This is a genomic window from Gordonia sp. KTR9 (assembly GCF_000143885.2).
Lineage (GTDB): Bacteria > Actinomycetota > Actinomycetes > Mycobacteriales > Mycobacteriaceae > Gordonia.
Map to the genome: position 1 here is coordinate 1 of NC_018581.1, position 26,465 is coordinate 26,465.

General features: G+C 67.6%; 28 protein-coding genes and 2 tRNA genes. 19 read left to right on the forward strand and 11 right to left on the reverse strand.

Annotated elements, in window-relative coordinates; translation table 11 throughout:
• Positions 1–4: 4 nt before the first annotated feature.
• The 9 genes from dnaA (at position 5) to KTR9_RS00845 (ending at position 11,578) form a co-directional block, all read left to right on the forward strand.
• On the forward strand, positions 5–1,510 hold the full coding sequence (gene dnaA / locus KTR9_RS00805; protein WP_014924791.1) for a chromosomal replication initiator protein DnaA: 1,506 nt from the start codon (positions 5–7) through the stop codon (positions 1,508–1,510).
• Positions 1,511–2,242: 732 nt separating this feature from the next.
• A complete protein-coding gene (gene dnaN, locus KTR9_RS00810) occupies positions 2,243–3,412 on the forward strand; it encodes a DNA polymerase III subunit beta (RefSeq protein WP_010843056.1) in 1,170 nt (389 codons plus the stop codon).
• Between the two features lie 43 nt (positions 3,413–3,455).
• On the forward strand, positions 3,456–4,679 hold the full coding sequence (gene recF / locus KTR9_RS00815) for a DNA replication/repair protein RecF (protein WP_014924793.1): 1,224 nt from the start codon (positions 3,456–3,458) through the stop codon (positions 4,677–4,679).
• Complete coding sequence (locus tag KTR9_RS00820) at positions 4,672–5,256, forward strand: DUF721 family protein (RefSeq protein WP_010843054.1); 585 nt, start codon at positions 4,672–4,674, stop codon at positions 5,254–5,256. The genes recF and KTR9_RS00820 overlap by 8 nt, the downstream gene beginning before the upstream one ends.
• Before the next feature lie 342 nt (positions 5,257–5,598).
• A complete protein-coding gene (gene gyrB, locus KTR9_RS00825) occupies positions 5,599–7,665 on the forward strand; it encodes a DNA topoisomerase (ATP-hydrolyzing) subunit B (RefSeq protein WP_044505580.1) in 2,067 nt (688 codons plus the stop codon).
• Between the two features lie 44 nt (positions 7,666–7,709).
• Entirely contained in the window at positions 7,710–10,199 is a 2,490-nt protein-coding gene (gene gyrA / locus KTR9_RS00830; protein WP_010843052.1) for a DNA gyrase subunit A, read from the forward strand.
• A gap of 118 nt (positions 10,200–10,317) precedes the next feature.
• Entirely contained in the window at positions 10,318–11,301 is a 984-nt protein-coding gene (locus KTR9_RS00835) for a DUF3566 domain-containing protein (RefSeq protein ID WP_044507468.1), read from the forward strand.
• A 66-nt stretch (positions 11,302–11,367) separates the two neighbouring features.
• Positions 11,368–11,441 (forward strand) — tRNA-Ile (locus tag KTR9_RS00840).
• A 61-nt stretch (positions 11,442–11,502) separates the two neighbouring features.
• A tRNA-Ala gene (locus tag KTR9_RS00845) sits at positions 11,503–11,578 on the forward strand.
• Positions 11,579–11,680: 102 nt separating this feature from the next.
• On the opposite strand, the gene KTR9_RS00850 is transcribed toward KTR9_RS00845, so the two are convergent.
• A complete protein-coding gene (locus tag KTR9_RS00850) occupies positions 11,681–12,259 on the reverse strand; it encodes a helix-turn-helix domain-containing protein (RefSeq protein ID WP_014924796.1) in 579 nt (192 codons plus the stop codon).
• A 100-nt stretch (positions 12,260–12,359) separates the two neighbouring features.
• Between KTR9_RS00850 and KTR9_RS00855 the strand changes: the two genes are divergently transcribed.
• Entirely contained in the window at positions 12,360–13,292 is a 933-nt protein-coding gene (locus KTR9_RS00855; protein ID WP_014924797.1) for a saccharopine dehydrogenase, read from the forward strand.
• Positions 13,293–13,300: 8 nt separating this feature from the next.
• Here KTR9_RS00855 and KTR9_RS00860 read toward each other — a convergent pair whose 3' ends face one another.
• On the reverse strand, positions 13,301–13,867 hold the full coding sequence (locus KTR9_RS00860) for a dihydrofolate reductase family protein (protein WP_014924798.1): 567 nt from the start codon (positions 13,865–13,867) through the stop codon (positions 13,301–13,303).
• A 73-nt stretch (positions 13,868–13,940) separates the two neighbouring features.
• Here KTR9_RS00860 and KTR9_RS00865 point away from each other — a divergent pair, with 73 nt between their 5' ends.
• Positions 13,941–14,510, forward strand: a complete 570-nt coding sequence (locus KTR9_RS00865) for a TetR/AcrR family transcriptional regulator (RefSeq protein ID WP_044505581.1) — start codon at positions 13,941–13,943, stop codon at positions 14,508–14,510.
• 64 nt (positions 14,511–14,574) lie between these two features.
• Entirely contained in the window at positions 14,575–15,861 is a 1,287-nt protein-coding gene (locus KTR9_RS00870) for a serine/threonine-protein kinase (protein ID WP_014924800.1), read from the forward strand.
• Between the two features lie 44 nt (positions 15,862–15,905).
• Here KTR9_RS00870 and KTR9_RS00875 read toward each other — a convergent pair whose 3' ends face one another.
• Positions 15,906–16,157 (reverse strand): type B 50S ribosomal protein L31, encoded by a 252-nt coding sequence (locus KTR9_RS00875; protein WP_014924801.1) that lies wholly within the window; start codon positions 16,155–16,157, stop codon positions 15,906–15,908.
• A gap of 38 nt (positions 16,158–16,195) precedes the next feature.
• Entirely contained in the window at positions 16,196–17,551 is a 1,356-nt protein-coding gene (gene mrf, locus KTR9_RS00880) for a ribosome hibernation factor-recruiting GTPase MRF (RefSeq protein ID WP_014924802.1), read from the reverse strand.
• A gap of 102 nt (positions 17,552–17,653) precedes the next feature.
• On the opposite strand from mrf, the gene rpmB reads away from it, so the two are divergent.
• Genes rpmB through rpsR form a run of 4 tightly spaced genes read left to right on the forward strand, consistent with a single transcriptional unit; the run spans position 17,654 to position 18,651 of the window.
• A complete protein-coding gene (rpmB, locus tag KTR9_RS00885; protein ID WP_014924803.1) occupies positions 17,654–17,890 on the forward strand; it encodes a 50S ribosomal protein L28 in 237 nt (78 codons plus the stop codon).
• Positions 17,890–18,054, forward strand: coding sequence for a 50S ribosomal protein L33 (gene rpmG / locus KTR9_RS00890; protein ID WP_004020951.1), 165 nt, complete (start codon positions 17,890–17,892; stop codon positions 18,052–18,054). Before rpmB ends, rpmG begins: the two co-directional genes overlap by 1 nt.
• Positions 18,054–18,359 carry a 30S ribosomal protein S14 gene (rpsN, locus tag KTR9_RS00895; RefSeq protein ID WP_014924804.1) on the forward strand — a complete coding sequence of 102 codons (306 nt, stop codon included), beginning with the start codon at positions 18,054–18,056 and terminating at the stop codon, positions 18,357–18,359. Before rpmG ends, rpsN begins: the two co-directional genes overlap by 1 nt.
• Before the next feature lie 28 nt (positions 18,360–18,387).
• Positions 18,388–18,651, forward strand: coding sequence for a 30S ribosomal protein S18 (gene rpsR, locus KTR9_RS00900; protein WP_083889011.1), 264 nt, complete (start codon positions 18,388–18,390; stop codon positions 18,649–18,651).
• 162 nt (positions 18,652–18,813) lie between these two features.
• Here rpsR and KTR9_RS00905 read toward each other — a convergent pair whose 3' ends face one another.
• The 3 genes from KTR9_RS00905 to KTR9_RS00915 all read right to left on the reverse strand — a co-directional run bounded on the left by KTR9_RS00905 (position 18,814) and on the right by KTR9_RS00915 (position 20,710).
• A complete protein-coding gene (locus KTR9_RS00905) occupies positions 18,814–19,533 on the reverse strand; it encodes a type 1 glutamine amidotransferase domain-containing protein (RefSeq protein WP_014924806.1) in 720 nt (239 codons plus the stop codon).
• A gap of 87 nt (positions 19,534–19,620) precedes the next feature.
• Positions 19,621–20,469 carry an SDR family NAD(P)-dependent oxidoreductase gene (locus KTR9_RS00910; RefSeq protein WP_014924807.1) on the reverse strand — a complete coding sequence of 283 codons (849 nt, stop codon included), beginning with the start codon at positions 20,467–20,469 and terminating at the stop codon, positions 19,621–19,623.
• Positions 20,459–20,710: a hypothetical protein gene (locus tag KTR9_RS00915; RefSeq protein WP_014924808.1), complete on the reverse strand. Its 252-nt coding sequence runs from the start codon at positions 20,708–20,710 to the stop codon at positions 20,459–20,461. Before KTR9_RS00915 ends, KTR9_RS00910 begins: the two co-directional genes overlap by 11 nt.
• A gap of 78 nt (positions 20,711–20,788) precedes the next feature.
• Between KTR9_RS00915 and KTR9_RS00920 the strand changes: the two genes are divergently transcribed.
• On the forward strand, positions 20,789–22,270 hold the full coding sequence (locus tag KTR9_RS00920; protein WP_044505583.1) for a DHA2 family efflux MFS transporter permease subunit: 1,482 nt from the start codon (positions 20,789–20,791) through the stop codon (positions 22,268–22,270).
• A 180-nt stretch (positions 22,271–22,450) separates the two neighbouring features.
• Here KTR9_RS00920 and KTR9_RS27880 read toward each other — a convergent pair whose 3' ends face one another.
• Positions 22,451–22,870 carry a DUF4190 domain-containing protein gene (locus KTR9_RS27880; protein WP_238554002.1) on the reverse strand — a complete coding sequence of 140 codons (420 nt, stop codon included), beginning with the start codon at positions 22,868–22,870 and terminating at the stop codon, positions 22,451–22,453.
• 746 nt (positions 22,871–23,616) lie between these two features.
• Complete coding sequence (locus KTR9_RS27685) at positions 23,617–23,796, reverse strand: hypothetical protein (RefSeq protein ID WP_035717507.1); 180 nt, start codon at positions 23,794–23,796, stop codon at positions 23,617–23,619.
• Between the two features lie 111 nt (positions 23,797–23,907).
• Between KTR9_RS27685 and KTR9_RS00940 the strand changes: the two genes are divergently transcribed.
• Together KTR9_RS00940 and KTR9_RS00945 are read left to right on the forward strand one after the other, a co-directional pair.
• A complete protein-coding gene (locus tag KTR9_RS00940; protein WP_014924811.1) occupies positions 23,908–24,429 on the forward strand; it encodes a peptidylprolyl isomerase in 522 nt (173 codons plus the stop codon).
• A gap of 209 nt (positions 24,430–24,638) precedes the next feature.
• The gene (locus KTR9_RS00945) at positions 24,639–25,352 is read left to right on the forward strand and encodes a rhomboid family intramembrane serine protease (protein WP_014924812.1); all 714 of its coding nucleotides are present in this window, start codon (positions 24,639–24,641) and stop codon (positions 25,350–25,352) included.
• A 79-nt stretch (positions 25,353–25,431) separates the two neighbouring features.
• Here the strand turns inward: KTR9_RS00945 and KTR9_RS00950 are convergent, their stop codons facing one another.
• A complete protein-coding gene (locus KTR9_RS00950; protein WP_014924813.1) occupies positions 25,432–25,932 on the reverse strand; it encodes a PH domain-containing protein in 501 nt (166 codons plus the stop codon).
• A gap of 115 nt (positions 25,933–26,047) precedes the next feature.
• Positions 26,048–26,338, reverse strand: coding sequence for a cell division protein CrgA (gene crgA, locus KTR9_RS00955; protein WP_010843022.1), 291 nt, complete (start codon positions 26,336–26,338; stop codon positions 26,048–26,050).
• Between the last annotated feature and the right edge of the window lie 127 nt (positions 26,339–26,465).

Sequence of the window (26,465 nt, forward strand, 5' to 3'; positions counted from 1 at the left end):
CCCCGTGACTTCAGACCGCGACTCATTCGGCGAGGTGTGGCAGCAGGTCGTCGCCGAACTCAACGACGACGAAGCCGCACGCGACCACGAACCACTGACACGCCAGCAGAAGGCATGGCTGTCGCTGGTTCGACCCCTCACCCTCACCGAGGGTTTCGCCCTGCTGACCGTGCCGACGGCGCTGGTCCAGGAGCAGATCGAACGCAATCTCCGCGAGACCATCCGCTCGGTCCTGAGCCGTCACCTCGACGAACCCGTCGACCTCGGTGTCCGTATCGCGACCCCGCGCAACGACGAGCCGGCACCCGAGGCGCCGGCTGCCGAAGGTCGGCCCCTCGGTGGACCGGCCGCCGCCGACCACTCCGCGGCCCCGGTGGGCGCCGGGTTGGCCTCGGCCCCGGTGGCGGAGTCCACGCGGCCGTCCGGCGACTGGGCGTCGTATTTCGCCGAGCGGCCCACGTCGACGCCACCGGCAACCGGTGCGAACCTCAACCCCAAGTACACCTTCGACACCTTCGTCATCGGCGCGTCGAACCGCTTCGCACATGCCTCGGCAGTGGCGGTGTCAGAGGCCCCGGCCCGGGCCTACAACCCGCTGTTCATCTGGGGTGAGTCCGGTCTCGGCAAGACGCACCTGTTGCACGCCGCCGGGCACTACGCGCAGCGTCTGTTCCCCGGTATGCGGGTCAAGTACGTCTCCACCGAGGAATTCACCAACGACTTCATCAACTCACTTCGTGACGACCGGCGGGTCGCGTTCAAGCGTCGCTATCGCGACGTCGACGTCCTGCTAGTCGACGACATCCAGTTCCTCGTGGGCAAAGAAGGTATCCAGGAAGAGTTCTTCCACACCTTCAACACGCTGCACAACGCGAGCAAGCAGATTGTCATCTCGTCCGATCGTCCACCGAAACAGCTTGCAACACTGGAAGATCGGCTCCGCACTCGGTTCGAGTGGGGCTTGATCACCGACGTGCAGCCGCCCGATCTGGAGACCAGGATCGCCATCCTGCGCAAGAAGGCGCAGATGGACAACATCGCGGTGCCCGACGACGTCCTCGAGCTCATCGCGTCGAAGATCGAACGCAACATCCGCGAGCTCGAAGGCGCGCTGATCCGGGTCACGGCTTTTGCCTCGCTCAACGACGCCGCACTCGACAAGTCCCTCGCCGACGTCGTTCTCCAGGCGCTGCTGCCCAACTCGGGGACGCTCGAGGTCAGTGCGGCGAGCATCCTCGCGATCACCGCCGAGTACTTCGACATCTCCCTCGAAGAACTGCGCGGTCCCGGTAAGACACGGTCGATCGCGCAGGCACGTCAGATCTCGATGTATCTGTGCCGGGAGCTCACCGATCTCTCGCTGCCGAAGATCGGTGAGACCTTCGATCGCGACCACACGACAGTGATGTACGCCGAACGCAAGATCCGCAAGGAGATGGCCGAGCGGCGACGGGTGTACGACCACGTCCAGGAACTCACCGCGCGCATCAAGCAGCGTGCCGTCGGCTGAGGCGTCCTTCTCTCTAGTCTGTGGCCCGGCGTACCTGTGGCCCTGGCGCACATCTCTGGCCCCCGCACCCCCGAGCCGGCAACGGCCCGGGGGTGCGGTCGTCTCACGGGTTCCCTCGGTGTCTCGTCCCGCTCCCGTGGACCCGAATGGCAACCCTCGACGGCAGACCCGACACCAACCCCCGACAGCGCCCGGGAATGCCAAGTCTGCTCCTCGGGTCGAGGGTCTCCGGCTCCGAAACGGCGGGTCTCGCGGTCGGATCCGGTCGACGTCTGCCCTGCTCACGAATGATCACCAGCTGTGGATGATCCTTGGGATAACCCGTGTCCGGATGTGCACCGACGGTGGACGCCGCGCGAACAACATCGAAACTCCACACCGGCGGCCGGATCCGCTCGACGTTGCTCCACCGGTCATACACACGTGTGCACCCGCCCGGACTGGCCCGATGTCATGGTTGTCCACAGATTCCACAGCTCCTATTACTGAGATGGATCCCTCTATAAAGAGAATCTTTTGTAAGAAGGTCTGTGCACAGACCGGTGCCGACCGGCCCGGTCGGACATCGCCCCGACGAGGGCCGGACTTGCCCCCAACCACCCCGGTCCGGGCAGCGGCGTTCTACAGTGGGACTCCCGGATGCGGGATCCCACTCCAGGCCGGCCGACCCACTGCGGCGCCGACCCGGCGATCCAGGCGGGAACGAGAACGAGAGAAGGGCAACCTCCCAGCATGAAGTTTCGTGTCGCGCGTGACGAGTTCGCTGATTCCGTCGCCTGGGTCGCCCGCAGTCTCCCGTCTCGTCCGCCCGTCCCGGTTCTCGGCTGTGTCGTGCTCAACGTCGGTGAGACCGGCCTGACCGTCTCGGGCTTCGACTACGAGGTCTCGGCGCAGGAGAACCTCGGCGCCGAGGTCGCCGACCCCGGACAGGTCCTGGTCTCCGGCCGGCTCCTCGCCGACATCACCAAGGCCCTCCCGAACAAGCCGGTCGACGTGACTCTCGACGGTTCTCGCGTCGCCATCACCTGTGGCAGCGCGAAGTTCTCGCTCCCGACGATGCCGGTCGAGGACTACCCGCAGCTGCCCGACGTCCCCGCCATCACCGGCACGATCCCGTCTCAACTGTTCGCCGAGGCGATCTCCCAGGTGGCCGTGGCGGCGGGCAAGGACGACACGCTGCCCATGCTGACCGGCGTGCGCGTCGAGATCGAGGGCAACTCCGTCGTCCTCGCCGCAACCGACCGCTTCCGCTTGGCAGTGCGCGAATTGCAGTGGGAGCCTTCTGATCCCGACACCAAGGGCGCCGTCCTGGTCCCGGCGAAGACGCTCTCGGAGAGCGCCAAGACCGCTGGTGCCGAGGGCACCGGAGTCGTCTCGCTGGCCTTTGGTGGCGGCGCGGCCATCGGTTCCGACGGCATCCTCGGCATCCTCGGTGAGACGAAGAAGACCACGACCCGTCTGCTCGACGCGGAGTTCCCGAAGTTCCGTCAGCTGCTGCCGGCCAGCCACACCGCCGTCGCCACCATCGACAGCGGCCCGCTGATCGAGGCGATCCGTCGTGTGGCCCTCGTCGCCGAGCGCGGCGCACAGGTCCGGATGGAGTTCTCCGAGGGATCCGTGCTCCTCACCGCTGGCGGTGACGAGGCGGGTAAGGCCGAGGAAGAGCTGCCCGTGTCGTTCCAGGGTGAGCCCCTCACGATCGCGTTCAATCCCGGGTATCTGCAGGACGGCTTGTCGGCGATCAACGCCGACGCGGTGGACTTCGGGTTCACCACCCCCAGCCGGCCCGCCGTGCTCCGCCCGGCCAGCGGCGAGGATCCGGTGGCGGACGAGTCCGGCGCATTCGTCGCTCCCGAGAGTGCCTTCAGCTACCTGTTGATGCCCGTCCGCCTCCCCGGCTGACGGCCGCCGCCGGCCTCGCTGTCACCAGGATCGACGCCGACTCGTGTTCGTCCGTGAGCTGCATCTGAGGGATTTCCGATCGTGGCGGGGCCTGGACCTCGATCTGGCACCCGGCCCGACCGTCTTCACCGGCCGTAACGGCTTCGGCAAGACGAACCTGCTCGAGGCGCTGTTCTACCTGTCGACCCTCCGGTCGCATCGGGTGAGTTCCGACGCGCCACTCGTCCACGCGGGATCCGCGTCGGCATCGGTGATCGCGACGGTCGAGAACGACGGTCGGGAGCTGACCGCCGATCTGCGGATCAACGCCGAGGGGGCCAACAAGGCGGCCATCAACGGGAGCCCGGCACGACGACCCCGCGACCTGCTCGGCATCCTCCGCACGGTGCTGTTCGCACCGGAGGACCTTTCCCTGGTTCGTGGGGATCCGAGCGACCGACGACGTTTCGTCGACGAGCTCGTCGCACAGCGTGGACCCCGCTTCGCCGCGGCCCGCGCCGACTACGACCGGGTCCTCCGCCAGCGTTCGGCTTTGCTCAAGACTGCCGCGGCGGCACTGAGACGTGGTGGGGAACAAGCAGATTCGGTCATCAGCACGCTCGACGTCTGGGACGGTCAGCTCGCGGATCTCGGCGGTCAGGTGATCGCCGCACGGTTGTCGGTGCTCGCCGAGCTCGAGCCCCACTTCACGGGTTCGTACGCCTCGATCGCGCCGCATTCGCGGCCGGCCGTGCTCCGCTATCGTCCCGCGGGTGGTGCGGAGATCGAGGAGCGCACCCCGGAGGCCATCGCCGACGTGCTGGCGGTGCGCCTGACGGAGTTGCGCGACAAGGAGATCGAGCGCGGCCTGTGCCTGGTCGGGCCGCACCGCGACGACATCGACATCGTGCTCGGCAACGATGTCGCGAAAGGCTTTGCCTCGCACGGGGAATCGTGGTCGCTGGCGTTGGCCCTGCGGCTGGGATCGGTCGAGCTGACCCGTGCCGAGGGCGTCGAGCCGGTCATCATGCTCGACGATGTGTTCGCCGAATTGGACGCCAAGCGGCGCGCGCAACTCGTCGAGTTCACCGCCGACGCCGAGCAGCTGCTCATCACCGCTGCCGTGGCCGAGGACATTCCCGGACAGATCGGTGGCCGGCGGATCGGCGTCGACGTGGTCGACGACGGCGAGGGACGACGGTCACACATCGTCGACGACGACGATGATGGAGACGACGCAGACGCAGTCGCCGATGTGGTGGCCGCGGGGGAGGAGACCCATGAGTGACGATCTCCCGGCCGGATCCTCCGATCCCGTCGAGCCCGCGCCGCGCCCGACCCCGCCCGGTGAACTGGGCGGGTACGAGCGAGCTCGCAAGGCGCTGGAGGAGGCGCGGGCGCAGGCCCGCGCCGCGGGGAAGTCCGTCGGCCGGGGCCGGGCCTCGCCCGTCCGTCGTGTGCCGCGCGGATCCCAGGGGCGCCGGCGGTGGTCCGGTTCCGGACCGGATGCACGGGATCCGCAGCCGTTCGGCCGCCTCGTCGGTGGTCTGGCGAAAGAACGCGGCTGGCAGGAGAAGATCGGCGAGGGCACCCTGTTCGGGATGTGGGAGCAGATCGTCGGTTCCGACATCGCCGCGCACGCGCAGCCGATTGCACTGCGCGACAACGTACTTCATGTCCAGGCCGAGTCCACGGCGTGGGCGACACAACTCCGCTACGTCCAGTCGCAGATCCTCGCCAAGATAGCCGCGGCCATCGGCCACGGCCAGGTCACGTCGTTGCGGATCAGTGGTCCGAAGGGTCCGTCGTGGCGCAAGGGTGAGCGGCATGTCCGCGGCCGGGGCCCGCGCGACACCTACGGCTGACGCATCGCTAGCAGAGTCGCCGACACATTACTAGTTGCTGAGCCTCGTGGGCCGTTTTCCATCCCCAAGCCACGATCGAACCGGGGACGAGGCCAAAAAATCGTTCTGAGGGCCTGTTAGCGGCCCCGGATGCGCGTTCCAGGGCGAGTCAGGCAGTACACTATGGAGAGTTGTCCCGACAGGGGTGCACAACGACAGACAGACAGCGCCGCCAGGCTACCCGGATGTACCCGCCGGGTACTCCTGTGCGCGCAACCGCCGTGTGCCCCGTCGACAAGGATCGACGACGGATCCGGAGACCACCTGATCCGTCGATGAGCAGAACAGGAGCGGACGCACCTCGTGGCCGACACCAGCGACACCGGACCGAAGAAGAACAAGAAGAAGCCGTCAGAGTATGGCGCCGATTCGATCAACATCCTCGAGGGTCTGGAGGCCGTTCGCAAACGGCCCGGTATGTACATCGGATCCACCGGTGAACGAGGCCTCCACCACCTGATCTGGGAGGTCGTCGACAACTCCGTCGACGAGGCGATGGCCGGCTTCGCCTCCCGCGTCGACGTGACCCTGCTCTCCGACGGCGGCGTCCAGGTCGTCGACGACGGTCGTGGCATCCCGACCGGCATGCACCGGACCGGCGTCCCGACCGTCGAGGTCGTCATGACCCAGCTACACGCCGGCGGCAAGTTCGACTCCGACGCCTATGCGGTGTCGGGCGGTCTGCACGGCGTCGGCATCTCGGTGGTCAACGCCTTGTCGACCAAGGTGGAGCTGGAGATCCAGAACGACGGTTTCCACTGGGAGCAGACCTACAACTACGCCAAGCCCGGTGCCCTCGAGAAGGGGAGCCCGACCCGTAAGACCGGTACCACCGTCCGGTTCTGGCCGGACCCCGAGATCTTCACCGAGACCACGCGATTCAACGCGGAGACGGTGGCGCGTCGTCTGCAGGAGATGGCCTTCCTGAACAAGGGCCTCACCATCACGCTGACCGATCAGCGCCCGCAGGCCATCGAAGCGCCGGGAGACGCCGACGGCGACGAGGAGAGCACCCTCACCGAGGCCGCGGAGGAGATCAAGTCCGCGGAGGAGAAGGCGGCGGCCGCGGCGAAGCCGAAGACCCGCACCTACCACTACCCCGACGGACTCGTCGACTACATCAAGCACCTCAACCGCACGAAGCAGTCGATCCACACCACGGTCATCGGCTACACCGGGCAGGGCACGGGTCACGAGGTCGAGGTCGCGATGCAGTGGAACGCTACCTATTCCGAATCGGTGCACACCTTCGCCAACACCATCAACACCCACGAGGGTGGTACGCACGAGGAGGGTTTCCGTGCTGCGCTGACCCTCACGGTGAACAAGTACGCGGTGGAGAAGAAGTTCATCAAGGACAAGAAGGAAGACCGCCTCTCGGGTGACGACATCCGTGAGGGACTCGCGGCGGTCATCTCGGTGAAGGTCGGTGATCCGCAGTTCGAGGGCCAGACCAAGACCAAACTGGGCAACACCGAGGTCAAGGGTTTCGTCCAGCGGGTCTGCAGCGAGCACCTCGGTCACTGGCTGGAGGCCAACCCGGCCGAGGCGAAGACCATCATCAAGAAGATCGTCGAATCCCAGCGGGCCCGGATGGCCGCGCGCAACGCTCGTGATCTGGTGCGTCGCAAGACCGCCACCGACATCGGTGGTCTCCCGGGCAAGCTGGCCGACTGCCGCAGCAACGACCCCGGCAAGTGTGAGGTCTACATCGTGGAGGGCGACTCCGCAGGCGGCAGCGCGAAGTCGGGTCGCGACTCGATGTACCAGGCGATCCTCCCGCTGCGCGGCAAGATCATCAACGTCGAGAAGGCACGTATCGACCGTGTTCTCAAGAACACCGAGGTCCAGTCGATCATCACCGCCTTCGGCACGGGCATCCACGACGAGTTCGACATCAGCAAGCTGCGCTATCACAAGATCGTGCTGATGGCCGACGCCGACGTCGACGGTCAGCACATCTCGACCCTGCTGCTCACGCTGCTGTTCCGCTTCATGCGACCGCTCATCGAGCACGGTCACGTCTATCTGGCCATGCCGCCGCTGTACAAGCTCAAGTGGCAGAAGTCGGCGCCGGAGTTCGCCTACTCCGACCGTGAACGTGACGGACTGCTCGAGGCCGGCCGCGCCGCGGGCAAGAAGATCAACACCGAGGACGGCATCCAGCGCTACAAGGGTCTCGGCGAGATGAACGCCAAGGAACTGTGGGAGACCACGATGGATCCGGCCGTGCGTGTGCTCCGCCAGGTGACGCTCGACGACGCCGCGGCCGCCGACGAACTGTTCTCCATCCTCATGGGTGAGGACGTCGCCGCCCGCCGCAGCTTCATCGCCCGCAACGCGAAAGACGTTCGCTTCCTCGATGTCTGATCACGGATCGTCTCGATTCGTAGTGATCGCAGAAAGAACACACAATGACTGACACCACTCTGCCGCCCGCCGGAGGCGAAGGCGATCGCATCGAGCCCGTCGATCTCGGGCAGGAGATGCAGAAGAGCTACATCGATTACGCCATGAGCGTGATCGTGGGGCGAGCACTCCCCGAGGTGCGCGACGGCCTGAAGCCGGTGCACCGCCGTCTCCTCTACGCGTCCTTCGATGCCGGTTTCCGGCCGGACCGCAGTTATGTGAAGTCCGCGAAACCCGTTGCGGAGACGATGGGTAACTATCACCCGCACGGCGACACGGCGATCTACGACGCGCTCGTCCGACTCGCCCAGCCGTGGTCGATGCGCTACCCGCTCATCGACGGGCAGGGCAACTTCGGCTCGCGCGGCAACGACGGTGCGGCCGCGATGCGGTACACCGAGGCGCGTCTCACGCCGCTCGCCATGGAGATGTTGCGTGACATCACCGAGGAGACAGTCGATTTCGTCCCCAACTACGACGGCAAGACGAATGAGCCGACGGTACTGCCGTCGCGCATCCCGAACCTGCTGATCAATGGCTCCGGCGGTATCGCCGTCGGCATGGCCACCAACATGCCTCCGCACAACCTCAACGAGGTTGCCGAGGCGGTGTTCTGGGCGCTGGAGAATCACGACGCCGACGACGAGACCACCCTCGCCGCCTGCATGGAGTGCATTAAGGGACCCGACTTCCCCACGGCCGGACTGATCGTCGGCAGCCAGGGCATCAAGGACGCCTACACGACCGGTCGCGGCAGCATCCGGATGCGCAGCGTCGTCGACATCGAGGAGAACAAGGGAGCCACCACGCTGGTGGTAACCGAGTTGCCGTACCAGGTCAACCCGGACAACCTGATCCAGTCGATCGCCGAGCAGGTCAACGAGGGAAAGCTCAAGGGCATCAGCCGGATCGAGGATCAGTCCTCGGACCGCGTCGGTATGCGCATCGTGGTGACACTGCGTCGTGACGCCGTCGCCAAGGTCGTGCTGAACAACCTGTACAAGCACAGCCAGCTCCAGACCAGCTTCGGCGCCAACATGCTATCGATCGTCGACGGCGTGCCGCGCACGCTGCGACTCGACCAGATGATCCGCTACTACGTGGCGCATCAGATCGACGTCATCGTGCGTCGGACCCGGTACCGGTTGCGCAAGGCCGAGGAGCGCGCGCACATCCTGCGCGGTCTGGTGAAAGCTCTTGACGCCCTTGACGAAGTGATCGCGCTGATCCGCCGCTCGGCGAACACCGAGACCGCACGCACCGGCCTGATCGACCTCCTCGACATCGACGAGATCCAGGCCGACGCCATCCTCGCGATGCAGCTGCGCCGGCTGTCGGCATTGGAGCGGCAGAAGATCGTCGACGAGCTCGCCGAGATCGAACTCGAGATCGCCGACTACAAGGACATCCTCGACCGGCCGGAGCGTCAGCGCGCGATCGTGCGCGACGAGCTCAAGGAGGTCGTCGACAAGTACGGCGACGAGCGTCGTACGAAGATCATCGCGGCCGACGGCGACGTCAGCGACGAGGATCTGATCGCGCGTGAGGACGTTGTCGTCACGATCACCGAGACCGGGTACGCCAAGCGCACCAAGACCGACCTGTACCGCAGCCAGCGTCGCGGCGGCAAGGGCGTGCAGGGTGCCGGCCTCAAGCAGGACGACATCGTCAAGCACTTCTTCGTGTGCTCGACCCACGACTGGATTCTGTTCTTCACGACCAAGGGACGGGTCTACCGCGCCAAGGCCTACGAGCTGCCCGAGGCCAACCGCACCGCGCGCGGCCAGCACGTCGCCAACCTCCTCGCCTTCCAGCCGGAGGAGCGCATCGCCCAGGTCATCCAGCTCAAGACCTACGAGGATGCCCCGTACCTGGTGCTCGCCACCCGCAACGGCCTGGTCAAGAAGTCCCGCCTGGTCGACTTCGACTCGAACCGCTCCGGCGGCATCGCGGCGATCAACCTGCGCGGTGAGGACGAACTGGTCGGCGCCCAGTTGTGCAGCGCCGACGACGATCTGCTCCTGGTGTCGCAGAAGGGACAGTCGATCCGCTTCCACGCCGACGACGAGGCCCTGCGGCCCATGGGCCGGCAGACCTCGGGCGTCCAGGGCATGCGGTTCAACACCGACGACACGCTCCTGTCGCTCAACGTCGTCCGCGACGGCACCTACCTCCTGGTCGCGACCTCCGGTGGGTACGCCAAGCGGACCGGCATGGACGACTACCCGGTGCAGGGCCGCGGCGGCAAGGGTGTGCTGACGATCGCCCACGATCGACGGCGCGGCGAACTGATCGGCGCCCTCATCGTCGACGACGACTCCGAGCTCTACGCCATCACCTCGGGCGGCGGCGTCATCCGCACGACGGCGAAGTCGGTCCGCAAGGCCGGTCGCCAGACCAAGGGTGTGCGCCTGATGAACATCGACGAGGGAACGACGGTCATCGCGATCGCCCGCAACGCCGACGAGCCGGACGAGACAGAGGTCTCTTCCTAGGCGTTAGGGTGAAGACCACTGTTTCTCGGCCCGTCGTCAGCCGGCGGGTCGGGGAGCGATGGGTTCGGACCCGGCGCCGAGCGAGCAACGTCAGCAACGCCTGAGTGAGGGAATGTCTGTGAGCACACCGAACGAGCCGCATCAGGACCAGAACGGGCGCCCCGCCGGGGGGCCGGCGGGCCCCGGGACGGGTACCCCGACCGGGGGACTGGTGCCTCCGTGGCAGCGTGGACCGGCCGAGGATTCGTCCGGCGCGCCGACCGAGACGTTCACTCGCGACGACACCCGCCGGCCCGGCCCGGACGGCAATCCGGGCGGTCCGTCGCAGAACGGTCCGAGTGGCCCGCCGCAGAACAACCCGGGCGGCCCGCCGCAGAACAACCCGGGCGGCCCGCCGCAGAACAACCCGGGCGGCCCGCCGCAGAACAACCCGGGCGGCCCGCCGCCGCGCGGCGTCGTGACGAACAGCGGTACCGCTGCCGCCAGCATGAGCGGCCAGCAGGCGCCGGTCACCAAACTCGAGAGTCCTCGACGCTCGGGTGCGGCGACGGCGACCGAGGAGTCCGGCTTCGTCGAGTCACCCACCAGCACGATCGATCGGGGACACCTCCCGGCGAACGATCTGCCCGATCTCGATCAGATCCACCACACCGCGGATCTGAAGCGGCCTGAGGCCTCGCAGGCGCCGGGCGGCAAGTCGGTGCCGCGGTCGGCACCGCGCCAGGTGCTCGCCGCCGGCACCGCGCTGCGCGCGGCGGTGCAGGTCCGTCGGATCGACCCGTGGGCGACGTTCAAGATCGCGGCCGTGCTGTCGGTCGTCGGCTTCTTCATCTGGATGATCTCCGTCGCGGTGCTGTACCTGATCCTCGACGGCATGGGCGTGTGGGATCAGGTGAACAACAGCTTCGGAACGCTCATGGCCGAGGAATCGAGCACGAGTGGAGACGTCGTGGGGGCGGGCACCGTCTTCGGCGCTGCTGCCCTCCTGGGGGCCATCAACGCCATCCTGCTGACGGCCCTGGCGACGATCGGCAGCTACATCTACAACATCTGCGCCGACCTCGTCGGCGGCGCTGAGGTGACGCTCGCCGACCTCGACTGACCGAGCTCCTGACCAGCCGTTTTGTTTGTTGGGGTATCGGTCGGGTAATCTCACTCCTCGGTTCAAGGGCCTATAGCTCAGGCGGTTAGAGCGCTTCGCTGATAACGAAGAGGTCGGAGGTTCAAGTCCTCCTAGGCCCACTGCGACGGATGTTTTCGGACATTGGAATTCGCATCCCGCCGAACCGATCCGGGACGGCACGGGGCCTTAGCTCAGTTGGTAGAGCGCTGCCTTTGCAAGGCAGATGTCAGGAGTTCGAATCTCCTAGGCTCCACCACGTTCATCTCGAAGCCGGCATCGGTCGGCGATGTACTGCGACGGCGACGACGCGGCTCCACGAGCCGCTCGTCGCCTTTCGTGTTTCCGGCGCACTCCGTGGTCACCGCGGTGGATGCTCGTCCAGGCGCGACACCGGGCGGTCGCCGTGCGGCCCGAAGAGATGCAGGATCTCGACCGGGCTGTCGTCGGCCGGTCCGAACCAATGCGGTGTCGTCGGGTCGAACTGTGCGGTCTCGCCGGGTTCGAGGATGTGCTCGTCGTCGTTCAGGAGCACGCGCAGTCTGCCGGCGAGCACGTAGAGCCACGCGTGCCCGTCATGGGTGACCAGGCGCGGCTCGCGCGGGCCCAGGACGTGCTTGAACGCCCGCACGCGTCCCGGGTAGCCGGTGAGCGGAACGATGATGCCTCCCGACGCGATGGACCTCGGTTCGAGGTGCACGCGGGGATCACCGGTTGGCGGTGCGTCGACGAGTTGATCCAGGGACACGCGGTAGAGCTTCGCGAGGGGGAGCAGGACGTCGAGGGTCGGTTGCCGTTTACCGGTCTCCACACGCGAGAGTGTGCTGATCGACAATCCCGACTCCTCGGCCACCGCCGTCAGCGTGAGGTCCCGCCCAAGCCGGAGGGTGCGCAGCCGCGGGCCGATCGCATCGATCAGGTCGGTGAGCTTCGCGGTCATGGCGTCATCTTTGCAGATCCCGCAAAAGTCCTCACCGGTCGCGATCGCTGTCGCCGAGCATGGTCTCCAGGCGATCGGGAAACAGCGAAAGTGGTGTGGGATGGGCGAATCGAACGAGAGCGCGCACCTGCGGGTCCTGCTCCTCGGCGGGCGCGGTGCGGTGGGCGCCGTCGTCCGGCGCGAACTCGAGGGGGACGGCCACATCGTGACCGGGACGAGTCGCACCGCACCCGGGGATGTCCGGATCGATCTACGCGACGACCTTGCGGGTCTGCGCACCCTCGCGGCCGAACACGACGTCGTCGTCAACGCCTCCGGCATCGAACGTCCAGACCTCGGTGCCGCGACGGCTCGGACGCCGCTGGTCGACATCGCGGCGTCCGGTGCTTACCTCGACGAGTTGCGCGCCGCCTCGGTCGGACCGGTCGTCCTGGGCGCCGGTCTGGCGCCGGGCCTCAGCACCATCTTGGCCGCAGCGCTCGACTCCCACGCCGGCGACGACCTCGACGTCCTCGTACTCCTCGGCGCCGGTGAGAAGCACGGCCCGGCCGCCGTGGCCTGGACTGCCGGTCTGGTCGGCACCGATGTCCACTGCCCACCCGAAGGCCGGCCGGTGCGCAATCTGGGTGAGAGCCGCCGCGCGACCGGTCCGGACGGGCGCACGAGGCGCTACCTGCGCGCGGACTTCCCCGACCATGTCCTCCTCGACGACAAGCCCGGCGTGATCCGCTCGTATCTCACCCTCAGCTCGGCACCGATGACGGCGGCACTCGGCCTGGTCGGACGGATGCCCGCATTGCGCAGCACGCTGACGTGGGCACCTCCGCTCGGGTCGGAGGCCTGGCACGTCGTCGCCGAGAATCGACGCACCGGTGAGCGACGGCAGGCCTCGGGCACCGGACAGTCCGAGGCCACCGGCAGGCTGACCGCACTCGCCGCCACGCGTGCAGCGAGAGACCTCCGAGGCACCACGAGGAGTGTGACGATGGCCGACCTCGTCTCACTCGACGACGCGCTCGCGGTCCTGACGTAGGTCCGCTTCTACGACGCGGCGTACTCGACGATCGACACCCCGGTCTCGAAGTCGCGACCACTGACCCGACGGAACCGTCTGGGGGCGTAGCGGCCGGGAGCCATCAGGGGAATCCCACTGCCGAACAACACCGGCTGGCGTTTGAGGATGAACCGGTCGATCTCATCCGACAGCTGCATCGCGAGGTTGCCACCCCCGCAGAGCCAGATGTCCTTGCCGCCAGCATGTTTGAGCTCGTGGACCACCTCGACCGGGTCACGATCGGTGAACGTCACGCCGTCCACGGGATCGTGTCGGCGGTGGGTGAAGACGTACTGGTCGAGGTGGCGGTACGGACTCGTCGTCTCGGGCAAGCCGGCGGCGTAGGTACTCGCTCCCATGAGCACGGTGTCGAAGATGCCCGCGCTCTGGTCGATACCGAGCGCGGCGGCGTGGTCGGTCGGGATCGTGTCGGCGAACCGATCGTTGATGCCGTCCATGTGATCGCCCTCCATGAGGAAGGCGTCGAACTGGCCGTCCGGTCCCGCGATGTACCCATCGAGGCTGACGGCCACGTAGTACACGAGTTCACGCATGCTGTCCCCAATCACTTCAGATGTAGTGGTTAAGAACCTACAGCACTTGTAGTGGTTGGGCTATCGTTTTCCCATGGTCCGAAATGACGACCGCCGGCGAGCCCTCGCCGACGCGGGTCTCGAAGTCCTCGCCGACAGCGGAGCGCGAGGACTCACCCACCGCGCGGTCGACCGTGCCGCCGGCGTCCCCGTCGGCACGACGACGAACTACTTCCGTTCTCGCTCAGCACTTCTGACCGGTCTGGTGGAGCGCATCTACGAGCGGCTCGCACCGAGCGACGACTTCATCGCCGAACGGGCCGGACGCACCCCGACCCGCGATCTGTTCGCCGAGTACCTTCGCAACATCGTCGAACGCCTGTTGGCCGACCGCGAGGTCACCATCGCGCTCATCGAACTGAGACTCGAGGGAATCCGACGCCCCGAAGTCGCCGAGATCATCGTCGAATGGCGTCGAACCGGGTTCGCCGGGGACGTCGCTTTCAACGAGCAAGCGGGCCTGCCGGGGTCGGCGCGGGAGATCGCCCTGTTCCACTTCGCGGTCGACGGCCTCCTGCTCGACCAGCTGACCGGCCCGTTGCTCCCGGATGTGCCGCTCGACGACATCGTCGACGCACTGGTCGACGGGTTGCTGCCCGGTTGAGTACGCGGTCCGCACCGGGGTCGGGCCGATGATCGACCGGCGGGGCACCCGCTACCGTGGACAAGTGGACCGCGATCTGCTCGACGGACGCTATGAGATCCGGGGAGTTCTCGGACGTGGCGGCATGGCGGTGGTGCACGACGGGTGGGACCGGCGGCTCCACCGGTCGGTCGCCATCAAACTGCTGCGGTCGGCGCCAGAGACCCCGGTAGTCGCTCGTGAACGGTTCGCCGCAGAGGCGCGGGCGGCCGCAGCACTCAACCATCCCAACATCGTTGCCGTTCACGATTTCGGCGAGCACGACGGGACTCCGTACATCGTGATGGAGCGGCTGAGTGGCACGACGGTCGGAGACCTCATGGTCGACGGACCGATGCCACCCGACCGTGTTGCCGCGATTCTCGCCGACGTCCTCGCGGCCCTGCACGCCGCCCACGCAGCCGGCGTGTTTCATCGCGACATCAAACCCGCGAATCTGCTGATGTCCGGTGACCGGGTGAAGGTGGCCGATCTCGGCATCGCCAAGACCGCCGGCACGGCGCACACAGCGACCGGTGAAGTCGTCGGCACCATCTGCTATCTCAGCCCAGGACGCGTGCTGGGTCAGGCGGCGACACCTGCCGACGATCTCTATGCGGCCGCCGTCGTCGCGTACGAAGCGCTGACGGGCCGTCGCGCGTACGACCAGGACAATCCCGCCGCTGTCGCGCATGCGATCCTGCACTCGCCCCCGCCGCCATTGACCGTTGTGCGTCCAGACGTTCCACCGGCCCTGCGCGACACGATCGATCGGGCCATCCGCCCCGGTGACGCGGCATCGTTCGCCGACGCCGCGGCGATGCTTGCGGCGCTGTCCGGCCAGGGTGCCGAACCGCTGTCACATCCGGCGACGAGCCGGCTCACGTCCCCGCTGTCGATGACACCGTTGTCGGCGACACCGGGGCCCGTACCCCCGGTCGGGGGCGGGTCGCCGACGGCACCTCTCTCCGCGGGGCGGCCTCGACCACGGAGACGAACCTGGGTCGCGCTGGTCGGCGGATCCGCCGCACTGCTGGCGGCGCTCCTGGTCGCCATCACCGTGGCGGCGACGAGCTCGGACGAGGACGCGCCGTCGCCGACGAACCCCGCCCCTGCCTCACTGCCCGCCGCAGAGCCCTCGATCCCGGCGAGCACCATCGAGACGCCGCAACCGACCCAGACAGAACTGCCGCAGACCGGTGTGCCCCAGACGGGGCCGACTCCAACCGAGAACGATCGGAACGGTAGGGGAAACTCCGGAGGAAATGGCGGCAACGGGAACAGCGGCAACGGGAACAGCGGAAACGGGAAACCGAAGGACGACAAGAACTGATTGCCACAGCGAGGCAATCGAACCCGGATGGCCGCTGACTCGGGTCAGCGCTCGAGGTGCGCGTAGCGGCGGCGGAACTTCTCGACCCGGCCGGCGACGTCGGGAATCGTGTTGACCCCGGTGTAGAACGGGTGCGAATCGCTGGTGACGTCGACGGTGATGAGCGGGTACTCATTGCCGTCGGACCACGTGACGGTGGTCGGCGACGTCGCGGTCGAGCGGGTGAGGAACTCCTTGCCCGTTGAACCGTCGCGGATGACGACGGGGTGGTAATCGGGGTGGATGCCCTTCTTCATGATGAGTGCCTTCCGGTGAGATGGGTGTCGGCGAGGGGTCAGTTGTCCCGAGGGTCCGAGGTGTCGAGCCCCGGCACCGCGTCCACGGTCGACTCGGCGACGTCGAGGTCGTCGCAGGGGTCGGCGTGGAACTCGCCGAAGGGATCGTCGAAGGTCGACCAGAACTGTTGGCCCGCAGCAAATTCGACTTCGTTGAGGCAGGCGCTGCGGAGCGCCTCCTCGATCTCGGCGGGGTCGCCTTGATGGACGAGCGCGACCAGCGACGTGTGCCGGTCGCCGAAGGTCTCGTCCCAGCGCAGTGCGCCGAGAGCACGACGTTCGGCGGGTACCTGCGCGAGGTCGTCGTCGGACATCGAGGCCAACCAGGGACCTCCGTGGGCCACGCGCAGCCCACCGCCGGCCGACTCGAGCCAGAGTGCCTCGTCGGGTTGGGTGGCGATCCAGACTCGCCCGCGCGCACAGACGACCCCGTCGAGCAGTGCGTCGATCGCCTCGTGGAATCGGCCCGGATGCAGCGGCCGATCGCTGTGGAACTCGACCCACGTGACGCCGCAGTCGGACTCCAACGGGGGTTCGCCGGCGAGGAGGGGGTCGTGCGGTCCGTCGATGCGACCTCGTCGTGAGCGCGGCGGCACCGCGGCGAGCAACTGTTCGGCGAGGGTGGGGGTGATCGGGCGCTGGGGCAGCTCGAACATCATGGGGACGTTGGGTGCGAGCCGTTTGAGGACGGCCACGAGTCGCGCCGATGCCCAGGCGTCGCGGACGGTCGGGTCGCACGCCGCGACCACCAGTGCGTCGGCGAAGGAAACTTGCCCGACCGCCACCTGCGCGAGCGTGCGGTCGTCGTCCAGTGCGACGTGCCCACCCTCGGCGAGAGAGAGGTCGCCGGTCGCCGACGTCAGCCAATCGTCCTCGGCCACACAGGCAACCGTGAGGTCGATGCGAACGTCGACCGCTGCCGGGGCGTCGTCGAACCCCGGCATGTCGGCGACGATGACGTTCTCGATCGACCACGCGACCTGCTCGGGTTCGAGGACCGGGTCCAGGGTGAGAATGATCCGGTTCACCGACGGTCGACGATGAAGTCGGCGGAGCAGCGGGAGCAGGTCTTCTCTCAGCGTGCACGAGATGCATCCGTGGGCCAATTCGACGATGCAGACGTCATGTCGGCTGCGTCCGTCGGGTCCCCGCCAGCTCACGGTCCGGACGACGCGGCCGTCCTCGACCTGGGTCAGGTCGTGGTGCACCTGGACGCTACCGGCGCCCCCGCCCTCCAACGCGTCGCCGACCCGGTGGATCGACGACGCGTCGAGTCCGGTGACCACGACGATCGGGGTTCGACGGTCGGTCGGTCCGGCGCCATCCGGGCGGTTCGCGAGTCCATCGTCGAGCACGACTCCACTCCGATCTATTGAGAATGATTTCCATTTGTGCTCCGGCGACGGTACCGTGGCCGAACAGTTAATGCCAATCATTGTCGATAAGGGAGGGGCAGCATGTCCAAGAGGTGCCAGGTCACCGGTCGGGTACCGGGCTTCGGCAAGCAGGTGTCGCATTCGCACAAGCGGACCTCGCGCCGTTGGGACCCGAACATCCAGCGACGCCGCTACTTCGTGCCCGGTGAGGGCCGGTACGTGACGCTGCGTGTGAGCGCCAAGGGGATCTCGACGATCGACAAGCACGGCATCGAGTCGGTGCTGCGCACCATCCGTGCGCGCGGAGAGAAAGTCTGATGGCGCGCAACGAGATCCGGCCGATCGTCAAACTGCGTTCCACCGCCGGGACCGGATACACGTACGTGACGCGGAAGAACCGCCGAAACGATCCCGACCGCATGGTGCTCCGCAAGTACGACCCGATTGCCCGTGCCCACGTCGATTTCAAGGAGGACCGCTGATGGCCAAGAAGTCCAAGATCGTCCGGAACGAGCAGCGTCGGGAGGTCGTCGCGCGGTATGCCGACCTCCGCGCCGAACTGAAGCGCGCAAGTGTGGCGCCCGATTCGACGCCCGAGGAGCGGATGACGGCTTTACGTCGCCTACAGCGGTTGCCGCGCAATGCAAGTCCGACGCGTCTGCGCAACCGGGACGCGGTCGACGGCCGCCCCCGTGGGTACATCGGCAAGGCGGGTCTGTCCCGCGTGCGGTTCCGCGAACTCGCGCACAGGGGTGAGCTGCCCGGAATCCAGAAGTCCAGCTGGTGAGACGGCTCCACGAGAACAAGGAATGGTGATGGCCAACAAGAGAACCCGTCGGCGCGACGACGAACCGGTCAAACGCAAACGGAACCTGCTCGTCGCACAGGGCGTGCGCGTGGACGGGCGTACTCCCGTCGACTACAAGGATGTCGCGCTGCTGCGACAGTTCCTGTCCGACAAAGGCCGTATCCGCAGCCGGCGGCTCACCGGATTGAGCCCGCAGGAGCAGCGTCAGGTCGCCACGGCGATCCGCAACGCGCGCGAAATGGCCCTGCTGCCGTACGACTCACGACACTGACGTCCGGTACTCGTGTTCGCGAACGAGCGCGACCCCCTGCTCCCTGAGGTGTGAGGAGCGCAAGCGACGAGCCTCGAAGGGTCTGGTGAGACGCCTTGCGACCCTTCGTGACGCTCGCAAGCTCGCTCCTCAGGGAGCAGGGGTGACGCTCAGCAGCGGGCGCTACTTGGAGCCCTGCGGCACGTTCTCGAGCCGATCGAGCAGAGTGCGCGCCAGCGATTCCGACGACGCGGGATTCTGACCGGTCAGCAGGTTGCCGTCGGCCTCGGTGTGGACCGCCCACGGCTCACCCAGGGTGACCTTGAACCCTGCCTGGGTGAGCCGGTCCTGCAGGAGCCAGGGTGCCTTGTCGGCGAGCCCGGCCTGTTCCTCCTCGGCGTTGCTGAAGCCGGTCACCGTGCGACCGGCGAAGGCGTTGACACCGTCGGAGTTGGTGGCGGCGAGCAGGATCGCCGGTCCGTGGCACACGATCCCGAGCGGCAGTTTCGCCTCGTCGGCCGCTATCAGGAGGCCACCTGCGTCCGAGTCCACGGCCAGGTCCTCCATGGGACCGTGTCCGCCCGGGACGAACACCGCGTCGTAGTCGGCGATGCGAACGTCGGTGAGGGCGATCGGCTTCTTCAGTTCGGGTGCGGTCTCCACGACGTGACGGATCTCGGCCGCACGCTCGGGGGTGCCGATGCTCTCGACCGCGAGACTGGTCTCGTCGACCGGCGGCTGGACACCGTTGGGGGTGGCCACGGTCACCTTGTAACCGGCCGCACGGAACACCTCCAGCGGCGCGACGGCCTCTTCGGCCCAGAATCCGGTCTTGTGAGTCGAGCCGTCGTTCAGCGTCCAGCTTCCGGCGCCGGTCATGATGAAGAGGATGTTTCGTGTCATCTGAACCTCCTGTGCCCAGGTAGTCGGTGTGGTCGTCGTCCGCCAACGTAGAGACAAACCGCGGTGTCGGCCACGACGCAGGTCAGGTCAGGCGAGACCGGTGAGCTCGGCGGAGCGCTGCCACAGGCCGTCGATCAGTTTCTGGTCGTGGGCCTGACGGTTCTCCCGGCCGTTGGCCTTGTGGCGGTTGAAGTACACCCCGTTGACGCTCGGGTCGGCGCCGCGTTCGGCGAGGGCGATGAGCGGGGCGGCTCCCTGCTCGGGGGTGATGGTCACCAGGCGCGTCAGCGGAGACCGGTAGGCCAGTCCGACGAACCGCGAGTCGCGGCCGAAACTCGTAGCCGCGGGTCCGGGATGGACTGCGGCGGAGTAGATCTTGTCAGCGGTCCAGCGCTGGGCGATCCCGCGTGTGAACAGGATGTTCATCAGCTTGGCGGTGCCGTAGGGCCGCATCCCCAGCGTGCGACGTTTCTCGAAGTCGAGGTCGTCGAGGTCGACCTGGCCGAAGAGGTTGCCCACGCTGGAGGTGTTCAGGACGAGGGACTGCGGGGCCGCGGCCAACCGATCCCGGAGGAGGTGGGTCAGGAGGAACGGGGCCAGGTGGTTGATCTGGAAGTTGAGCTCGTGCCCGTCCGCGGAGCGTTGCGACGAGTCGAACGTCCCGCCCGCGTTGTTCATCAGGACGTCGATCGTCCCCACGGCGGAATTGATCTCCGCGGCCAGGTCCCGCACCTGCGACAGATCCGAGAAATCCGCGGTGAACGGGGTCGCACCGGTCTCCGCCGCGATCGGCGCGAGCTTCTTCGGTGAGCGTCCGACGAGGATGAGCTCGGTCTCGGGTCCGGCCAGGGATCGCGCCGCGATCGCGCCGATCCCGTCGCTGGCACCGGTGAGGACGATCGTGCGCTTCTGTCCGGACGGGGTTTCACTGGCCATCGGTCGTGCCCTCCGATCCGCCGACCGCGTGACCCTCATCGGTGTGGTCGGCCGGTGGCTGCGCGCCGTCGTAGGACGCCTTGTCTTCCCGGATTCGGTCGGTCTCGCCGATCTCCGTGTCACCGGCGGCCGGCAGAACCGACTCGGGGCCGTTCTCCTCGTCGGGATCGTCGCGCAGATCGGGATCGGTCTTCAGTTCGTCTTCGTTCGTCGTCCAGGTGGGCTTCTCGTTGTCCGGCATCTCTCCACCTTGCCCGAAGACGCGCCTTTTCACACCGGCCTTGACTTCAAGTTGACTTGAGGTTGTCTGCTCGTCGTCGTGACCACACTCGACCCGGCCAGCCGGCGCATCGGCCTCATCCTCGTCGTCCCGACCCTCATGGTGATGCTCGACGTGACGGTGGTGACCGTCGCGCTCCCACAACTGACCACCGAGTTCGACGCACCGCTGTCGAGCGTGCAGTGGGTGACCACCGCGTACGCACTGGCTCTCGTCGCGGTCATGCCGCTGTCCGCCTACGCCAGCAACCGATTCGGCGGCCGGCGGGTCTATTGCGCGGCGCTCATGGTCTTCGTTCTCGGATCACTTCTCACCGCGCTGTCCTGGAACATCGGCAGTCTCATCGTCTTTCGGGCCCTTCAGGGCCTCGGCGGCGGAATGCTGCAACCCGTGGGCATGGCCATCGCGCTGCAGGCGGTACCGGAAGCACTGCGAGGACGGATGATGGCCATCCTGGGACTGCCCACGCTCGTGGGCCCCGTGCTCGGTCCGGTTTTGGGCGGTGTTCTCGTCGACCACGGCAGCTGGCGCGTCATCTTCGCGGTCAACGTTCCCCTCGGTCTGATCGCGGCGGCACTGGCGTGGCGGTTCTTCCCCCGGACCGCTTCTCGCCGCATGCCGCGTATCGACCTGCGAGCGGTGGCCGCACTGTCACCGGGCGGTGCGTTCCTGGTCCTCGGCCTGTCCCGCGCCGGGGACACCGGCTCGCTGCTGGAGGCGTCGATTCTGGTCCCGGTGGGCGTCGGCCTGATGTTGTTGGGCTACTTCGTCCGACGGTCGCTGCGCAGCCGAACACCCGTCCTGGATCTGCGACTGCTGGCACATGCGCGCCTGCGCGGTGGCGTGGTGGTGATGATCTTCTTCGCCGGGGCGTACTTCGGCTCGATGACGATCCTGCCCATCTATGTCCAGTCGGTCCGGTCCGATTCGGCCACCACCGCCGGCATGCTGTTCGTCCTTCCCGCGCTGCTGAGCGGCATCACTCTTCAGATCGCCACGCGGGTGGCCGATTCAGTGGACCCGCGCCGGGTCGCGATCTGCGGGATCGTGATGTCCACGGCGGCGATGACGTCGATGGCCGCGGTGCTCGACGACGCGACCCCGTACCCTGTCATCGTCGCGATCCTCGCTCTCATGGGGATCGGGGTCGGCGCGACGATGCTGCCCACGATGACCGCCGCCACCCGCGACCTCGAAGGTGCGGACACCCCCGGGGGCACGACCATCCTGACGACCTCGAACCAGTTCGCCGTCGCGCTGGCGTCGGCCGCGGTCACGGCCACGATTGCGGCGCTGATGAATTCGCGCAGTGCGGTCGTCGAGGGCCGGGGAGTGGCGGGTGCGATGTCGCTGAGCTCGGCCGAACGCGTCGAGGCCATGCCCGAACTCGCGTCCGCGGTCGCCGACACGTACTACCTCACCGCCGGGCTCCTCGGGTGTGCCCTCCTCGCGGCGGTGTTCGTCATGCCCGCGCGGCGTGCCCTTCGAGACGCTCGCAAGCTCGCCCGAACGGCCCCCTGAGGTGCGAGGAGCGATAGCGAGGAGCCTCGAAGGGAGCTGGATGAGACGTTCGCACAGAAATCAGTCCCGCTGACGCAGGAGCGCTGTCTGAATAAGGTTGCGCTGGTTGCAAATAGCGCGAGTGGCGAGATAGCGCTCTGTGTTCTGCCGTCCTCACCCACGGGAGCGACTACGCCGACGTCAGGCGATGAACAAGATCCACCCGTAGACCAGCAACCCGAAGACGAAGACGCCGAGGTAGGCCCAGCCGACCCAGATCGCGGCCGTGGCGAAGGGCAGACCGAGCTCGCGCCGTTGCCGGATCTGCGTGCGCGCCCGGTATCCGAGGACGAGCCCCACGATGAAGGTGATCCCGAGGATGGACAACGCCAAGGCCCACAACGCCATCCGATTGACACGCGGACCGGCACCGGACTGGGGAGCCACGCTGTCCTCCGAACTTCTGGTGGGATCGACTGCTGAATAGGCCTGGGTGGCGGGGGAGACCGGCCCCGGACCGTCGGTGTCGGGACGGTCGGCGACACGAGGTGTGCTCGCCGCGCCGGGACTGTTCACGACGCGGGTGTCCGACGCCGGATCATCGGACTGACCGACGAGCACGCCCGCGCCGACCACCTTCGCCGTGCGGTTGTCGCGGTCCGAATCCGAAGTGGGAGAGTCGGGTCGCCCACCCGGCGCGGCGCCGGGACGGGGGCCGGCGACCGGAGGACGCCCACCCTCCGGGGGGCGATTGTTCTGGGGCGGAACACCTTTGCCGAGCGGTGGCCCACCGGGACCCGGACGCTGACCGGGTGGGGGTCGATGCCCCGGAGGACCGGGAGGCGACATCGGCGGGCGTTGACCCGGCGCGGTGGTGTTTCCGCCCGCTCGCGGGGCGGGCACGGGACCATTCGGCCCCGGTCGCTGCGCTCCCGGCGCGGTGGTGTTGCCACCCGCTCGCTGCGCTCCCGAGGGCGGGCGCGGTCCAGGCGGACCCGCCGTCGGCCCGGACGTGTCGCCGCGCGGTGGGGCCGGTCGTTGGCCAGGAGGCGGACCGGGTCTGGCCGCAGGCCTGCCGCCCGGAGGGGGAGTGAATCCCCCGCGCGGTGCTTGCCGGCCGGCGTCGGGACGCTCGGGGGTGTCTGCTGACCGCGACGGCGCGCTGACCGGCCTCGCGGGAGCCCGTTCCCATGGCGCCGGACTGCTCGTCGGCGCAGAGCTCTCGGGCGTCGACCAGGACTCGTGGGTCCGGTCGTCAGCGCCGCCGGACCCCGGCGGCGGGTTCGGGGAGCGCTCGTCGTCTGAGGTCACGAGTCCAAATTACCCGTGCGCGACGTGCGGCCCGGTGCCGAGGCCGACGCGGCGGGTCACGAAGCCTGCGTCTCGGTGCTCTCGGCGAGCGCCTCGCGAACCTCCTCGATCCGCGGGACGGTCGGAGACACCGGGGCCACCACGCGTCGTGCGCGACGCAGAGAGCCGACGACGATGACGGCGGTGACGGACGCGGCGACCACACCGAGCGCGGCGAAAAGGTAATTCTTGGACATGGGCTCAAGACTGCCAGTCGGTGCCCGCCGCTGCCACCCCGCCCGTCGCATATCCGCACCTCGGGACCATCACCGGGTCATCGATGCAGAGGCAAGTGGTTGGATGGAGACATGACTACACAGAAAACCTCCGCAGTCATCCACACCAATCGCGGCGACATCAAGGTCGACCTGTTCCCGAACCACGCGCCGAAGACGGTCGAGAACTTCGTCGGCCTGGCCGACGGCAGCAAGGAGTACAGCAAGCCCAACGCATCCGGCGGCAACTCCGGCCCGTTCTTCGACGGCTCTGTCTTCCACCGCGTCATCTCCGGGTTCATGATCCAGGGCGGCGACCCGACCGGAACCGGCATGGGCGGCCCCGGTTACCAGTTCGGTGACGAGTTCCACCCCGAACTGCAGTTCGACCGTCCGTACCTGCTCGCGATGGCCAATGCCGGACCGGGCACCAACGGCTCGCAGTTCTTCATCACCGTCGGCCCGACCCCGCACCTCAACCGTCGCCACACCATCTTCGGTGAGGTCACCGATCCGGCGTCGCAGCAGGTCGTCGACGCGATCGCCACCACCTCGACCGACCGCAGCGACCGTCCGCTCGACGAGGTCGTCATCGAGAAGATCGAGGTCAACTGACCTCTCCGGAGCACACCGCCCCGCAGCGGGCGGTGTGCTACCGGCATCCCGACCGTCCCACCGGCCTGTCGTGCAGCCGGTGCGGACGTCCGGCATGTCCTGAGTGCCTGCGCCCGGCGTCGGTCGGCCAGCACTGCCTGGACTGCCTACGCGACGACGGAGTGCAGCGGTCGCCGTCACTCGGCGGACCGGGACGCGGCGTCCGCAGGATGGCGCCCACCCGCGCGGCGGCGACGCAGCCGTACGCCACCTATGCGCTCATCGCCGTGAACCTGCTCGTCTTCGCGCTGTGTGTTCTCCAGTCCGGGGTCGGCGATCCCGGCGGCGCGTCGATCTTCAGCGCCGGCGACCTCCTCAAGAGCGACGTCGCCTCGGGTGAGTACTGGCGGCTCCTCACCGCGGGCTTCCTGCATTTCAGCGTCATGCACGTGGCCGTCAACATGCTCTCGCTGTACATCCTCGGACGTGACCTCGAACTCGCACTCGGTATCGGGCGCTATCTGGCCGTCTACGGCATCGCGCTCCTCGGCGGCAGTGCCGCGGTCATGCTCTTCGAGGACGACCGAGCCCTCACCGCCGGAGCCTCCGGGGCGATCTACGGACTCATGGGCGCGATGCTCGTGATCGTCCTCAAGGCCCGTGTGTCCCCGGTCCCGGTTCTGCTCATCATCGGGTTCAACGTGGTGCTGTCGTTCTCGCTCCCCGGGATCTCGGTCCTGGGGCATCTCGGCGGCCTGTTCTTCGGAGCGGCCGCCACCGCGGCCATCGTCTATCTCCCCGACGCGGTGCTGCCCGCGGGTCGCAGAAATCCCCGGGCCGCGAGCCGCCTCGGCTGGATCGCGCTCGCCGCGCTGGCCGTCATCGCGCTCGGGCTGGGCATCGGCGCGGGCCTCGCCTACGACGGGCTGACCTACATCCGCTGACGCCCGGCTTGCAGGAGTCGAGCGAGCCATTTCAGGGAGCGGCAGTGCTTCGGTCCGCTCTGCTCAGCGAGCGAGGCGCCTACCCCTCGTCGACGACGAACCCCGCCTCGCGCAGTGCGTCGACGACGGTTGGCAGGTCGGTCCCCAGGTCCCAGCGGCTGAGCACGACCAGGCGGGTGTCGTCGCGAGGACCCGCGTCGTGAGCGTCCGGCGGCGAAGCGACTGCCTCGTCGTCGAGCACGTCGATCTCCAGCTGCCCGACGCGGCGTCCGACGCGGCGGATCGACAGCACGCGGATCCGCTCGATGCGTTCCCGCGGGTAGGCCCGTGGCCCGCGAAGGGTTCGGATGACCAGCACGGGCGACGGTCCGGACGAGATGGCCAGACGGGGACGCACCAGCAGGGTGTAGGCGCCGAGGGCGAGAAGAAGGATCCCGGCGACACCCATCAGGACCGATCCGGCCGGGTCGCCGGCGACGACCACGGCCGCCACGACCAGGATGACGCCACCGACGCAGCCCGCGACGCCGGCGCCGACGGGCGTCGCCCAGGCATGTGTGTAGTCCTCAGAGTTATCCACAGGAGTTACTCACAGTGGGGATGACTTACACACATGTGATTTCCACAGTGGGGATAACTTACAAGCGTGTGTTTCAGCAGCTCAGCGCATTCGACACGCGAACGACCGACGGCGCTTACCGCCAACGCATCGTCATCAACAGGCCCGCCACCATCAGCGAGAAGCCGATCAGGAAGTTCCACGAGTTGAGCTCGGCCATCCAGTGCAGGACCTGTCCCTCGCCGCCGTACGCGGTGGGGGTGGCGGCCAGGTAGTAGACGACGAGCCAGGCGAGGCCGAGCACCATCAGGCCGAGCATGACGCCCACGTAAATGGTGCTCGAAGGGCCTGCCTTGACCTTGACCGGCGTCCGGCTGGCCGGGTTGATCGTGTAATCGGTCTTCTTCCGGACTTTTGACTTCGGCATGACTTCCTCTGTTGTGCGGCACCGCCGGAGCGGTCGTACGCGAGCGGGAGGCGACAACACACGTCCCCGCCAGTGGCAAACACTCGAGATCTACGGTATCTCACCAGGTCGCCGACGCCGACCACCC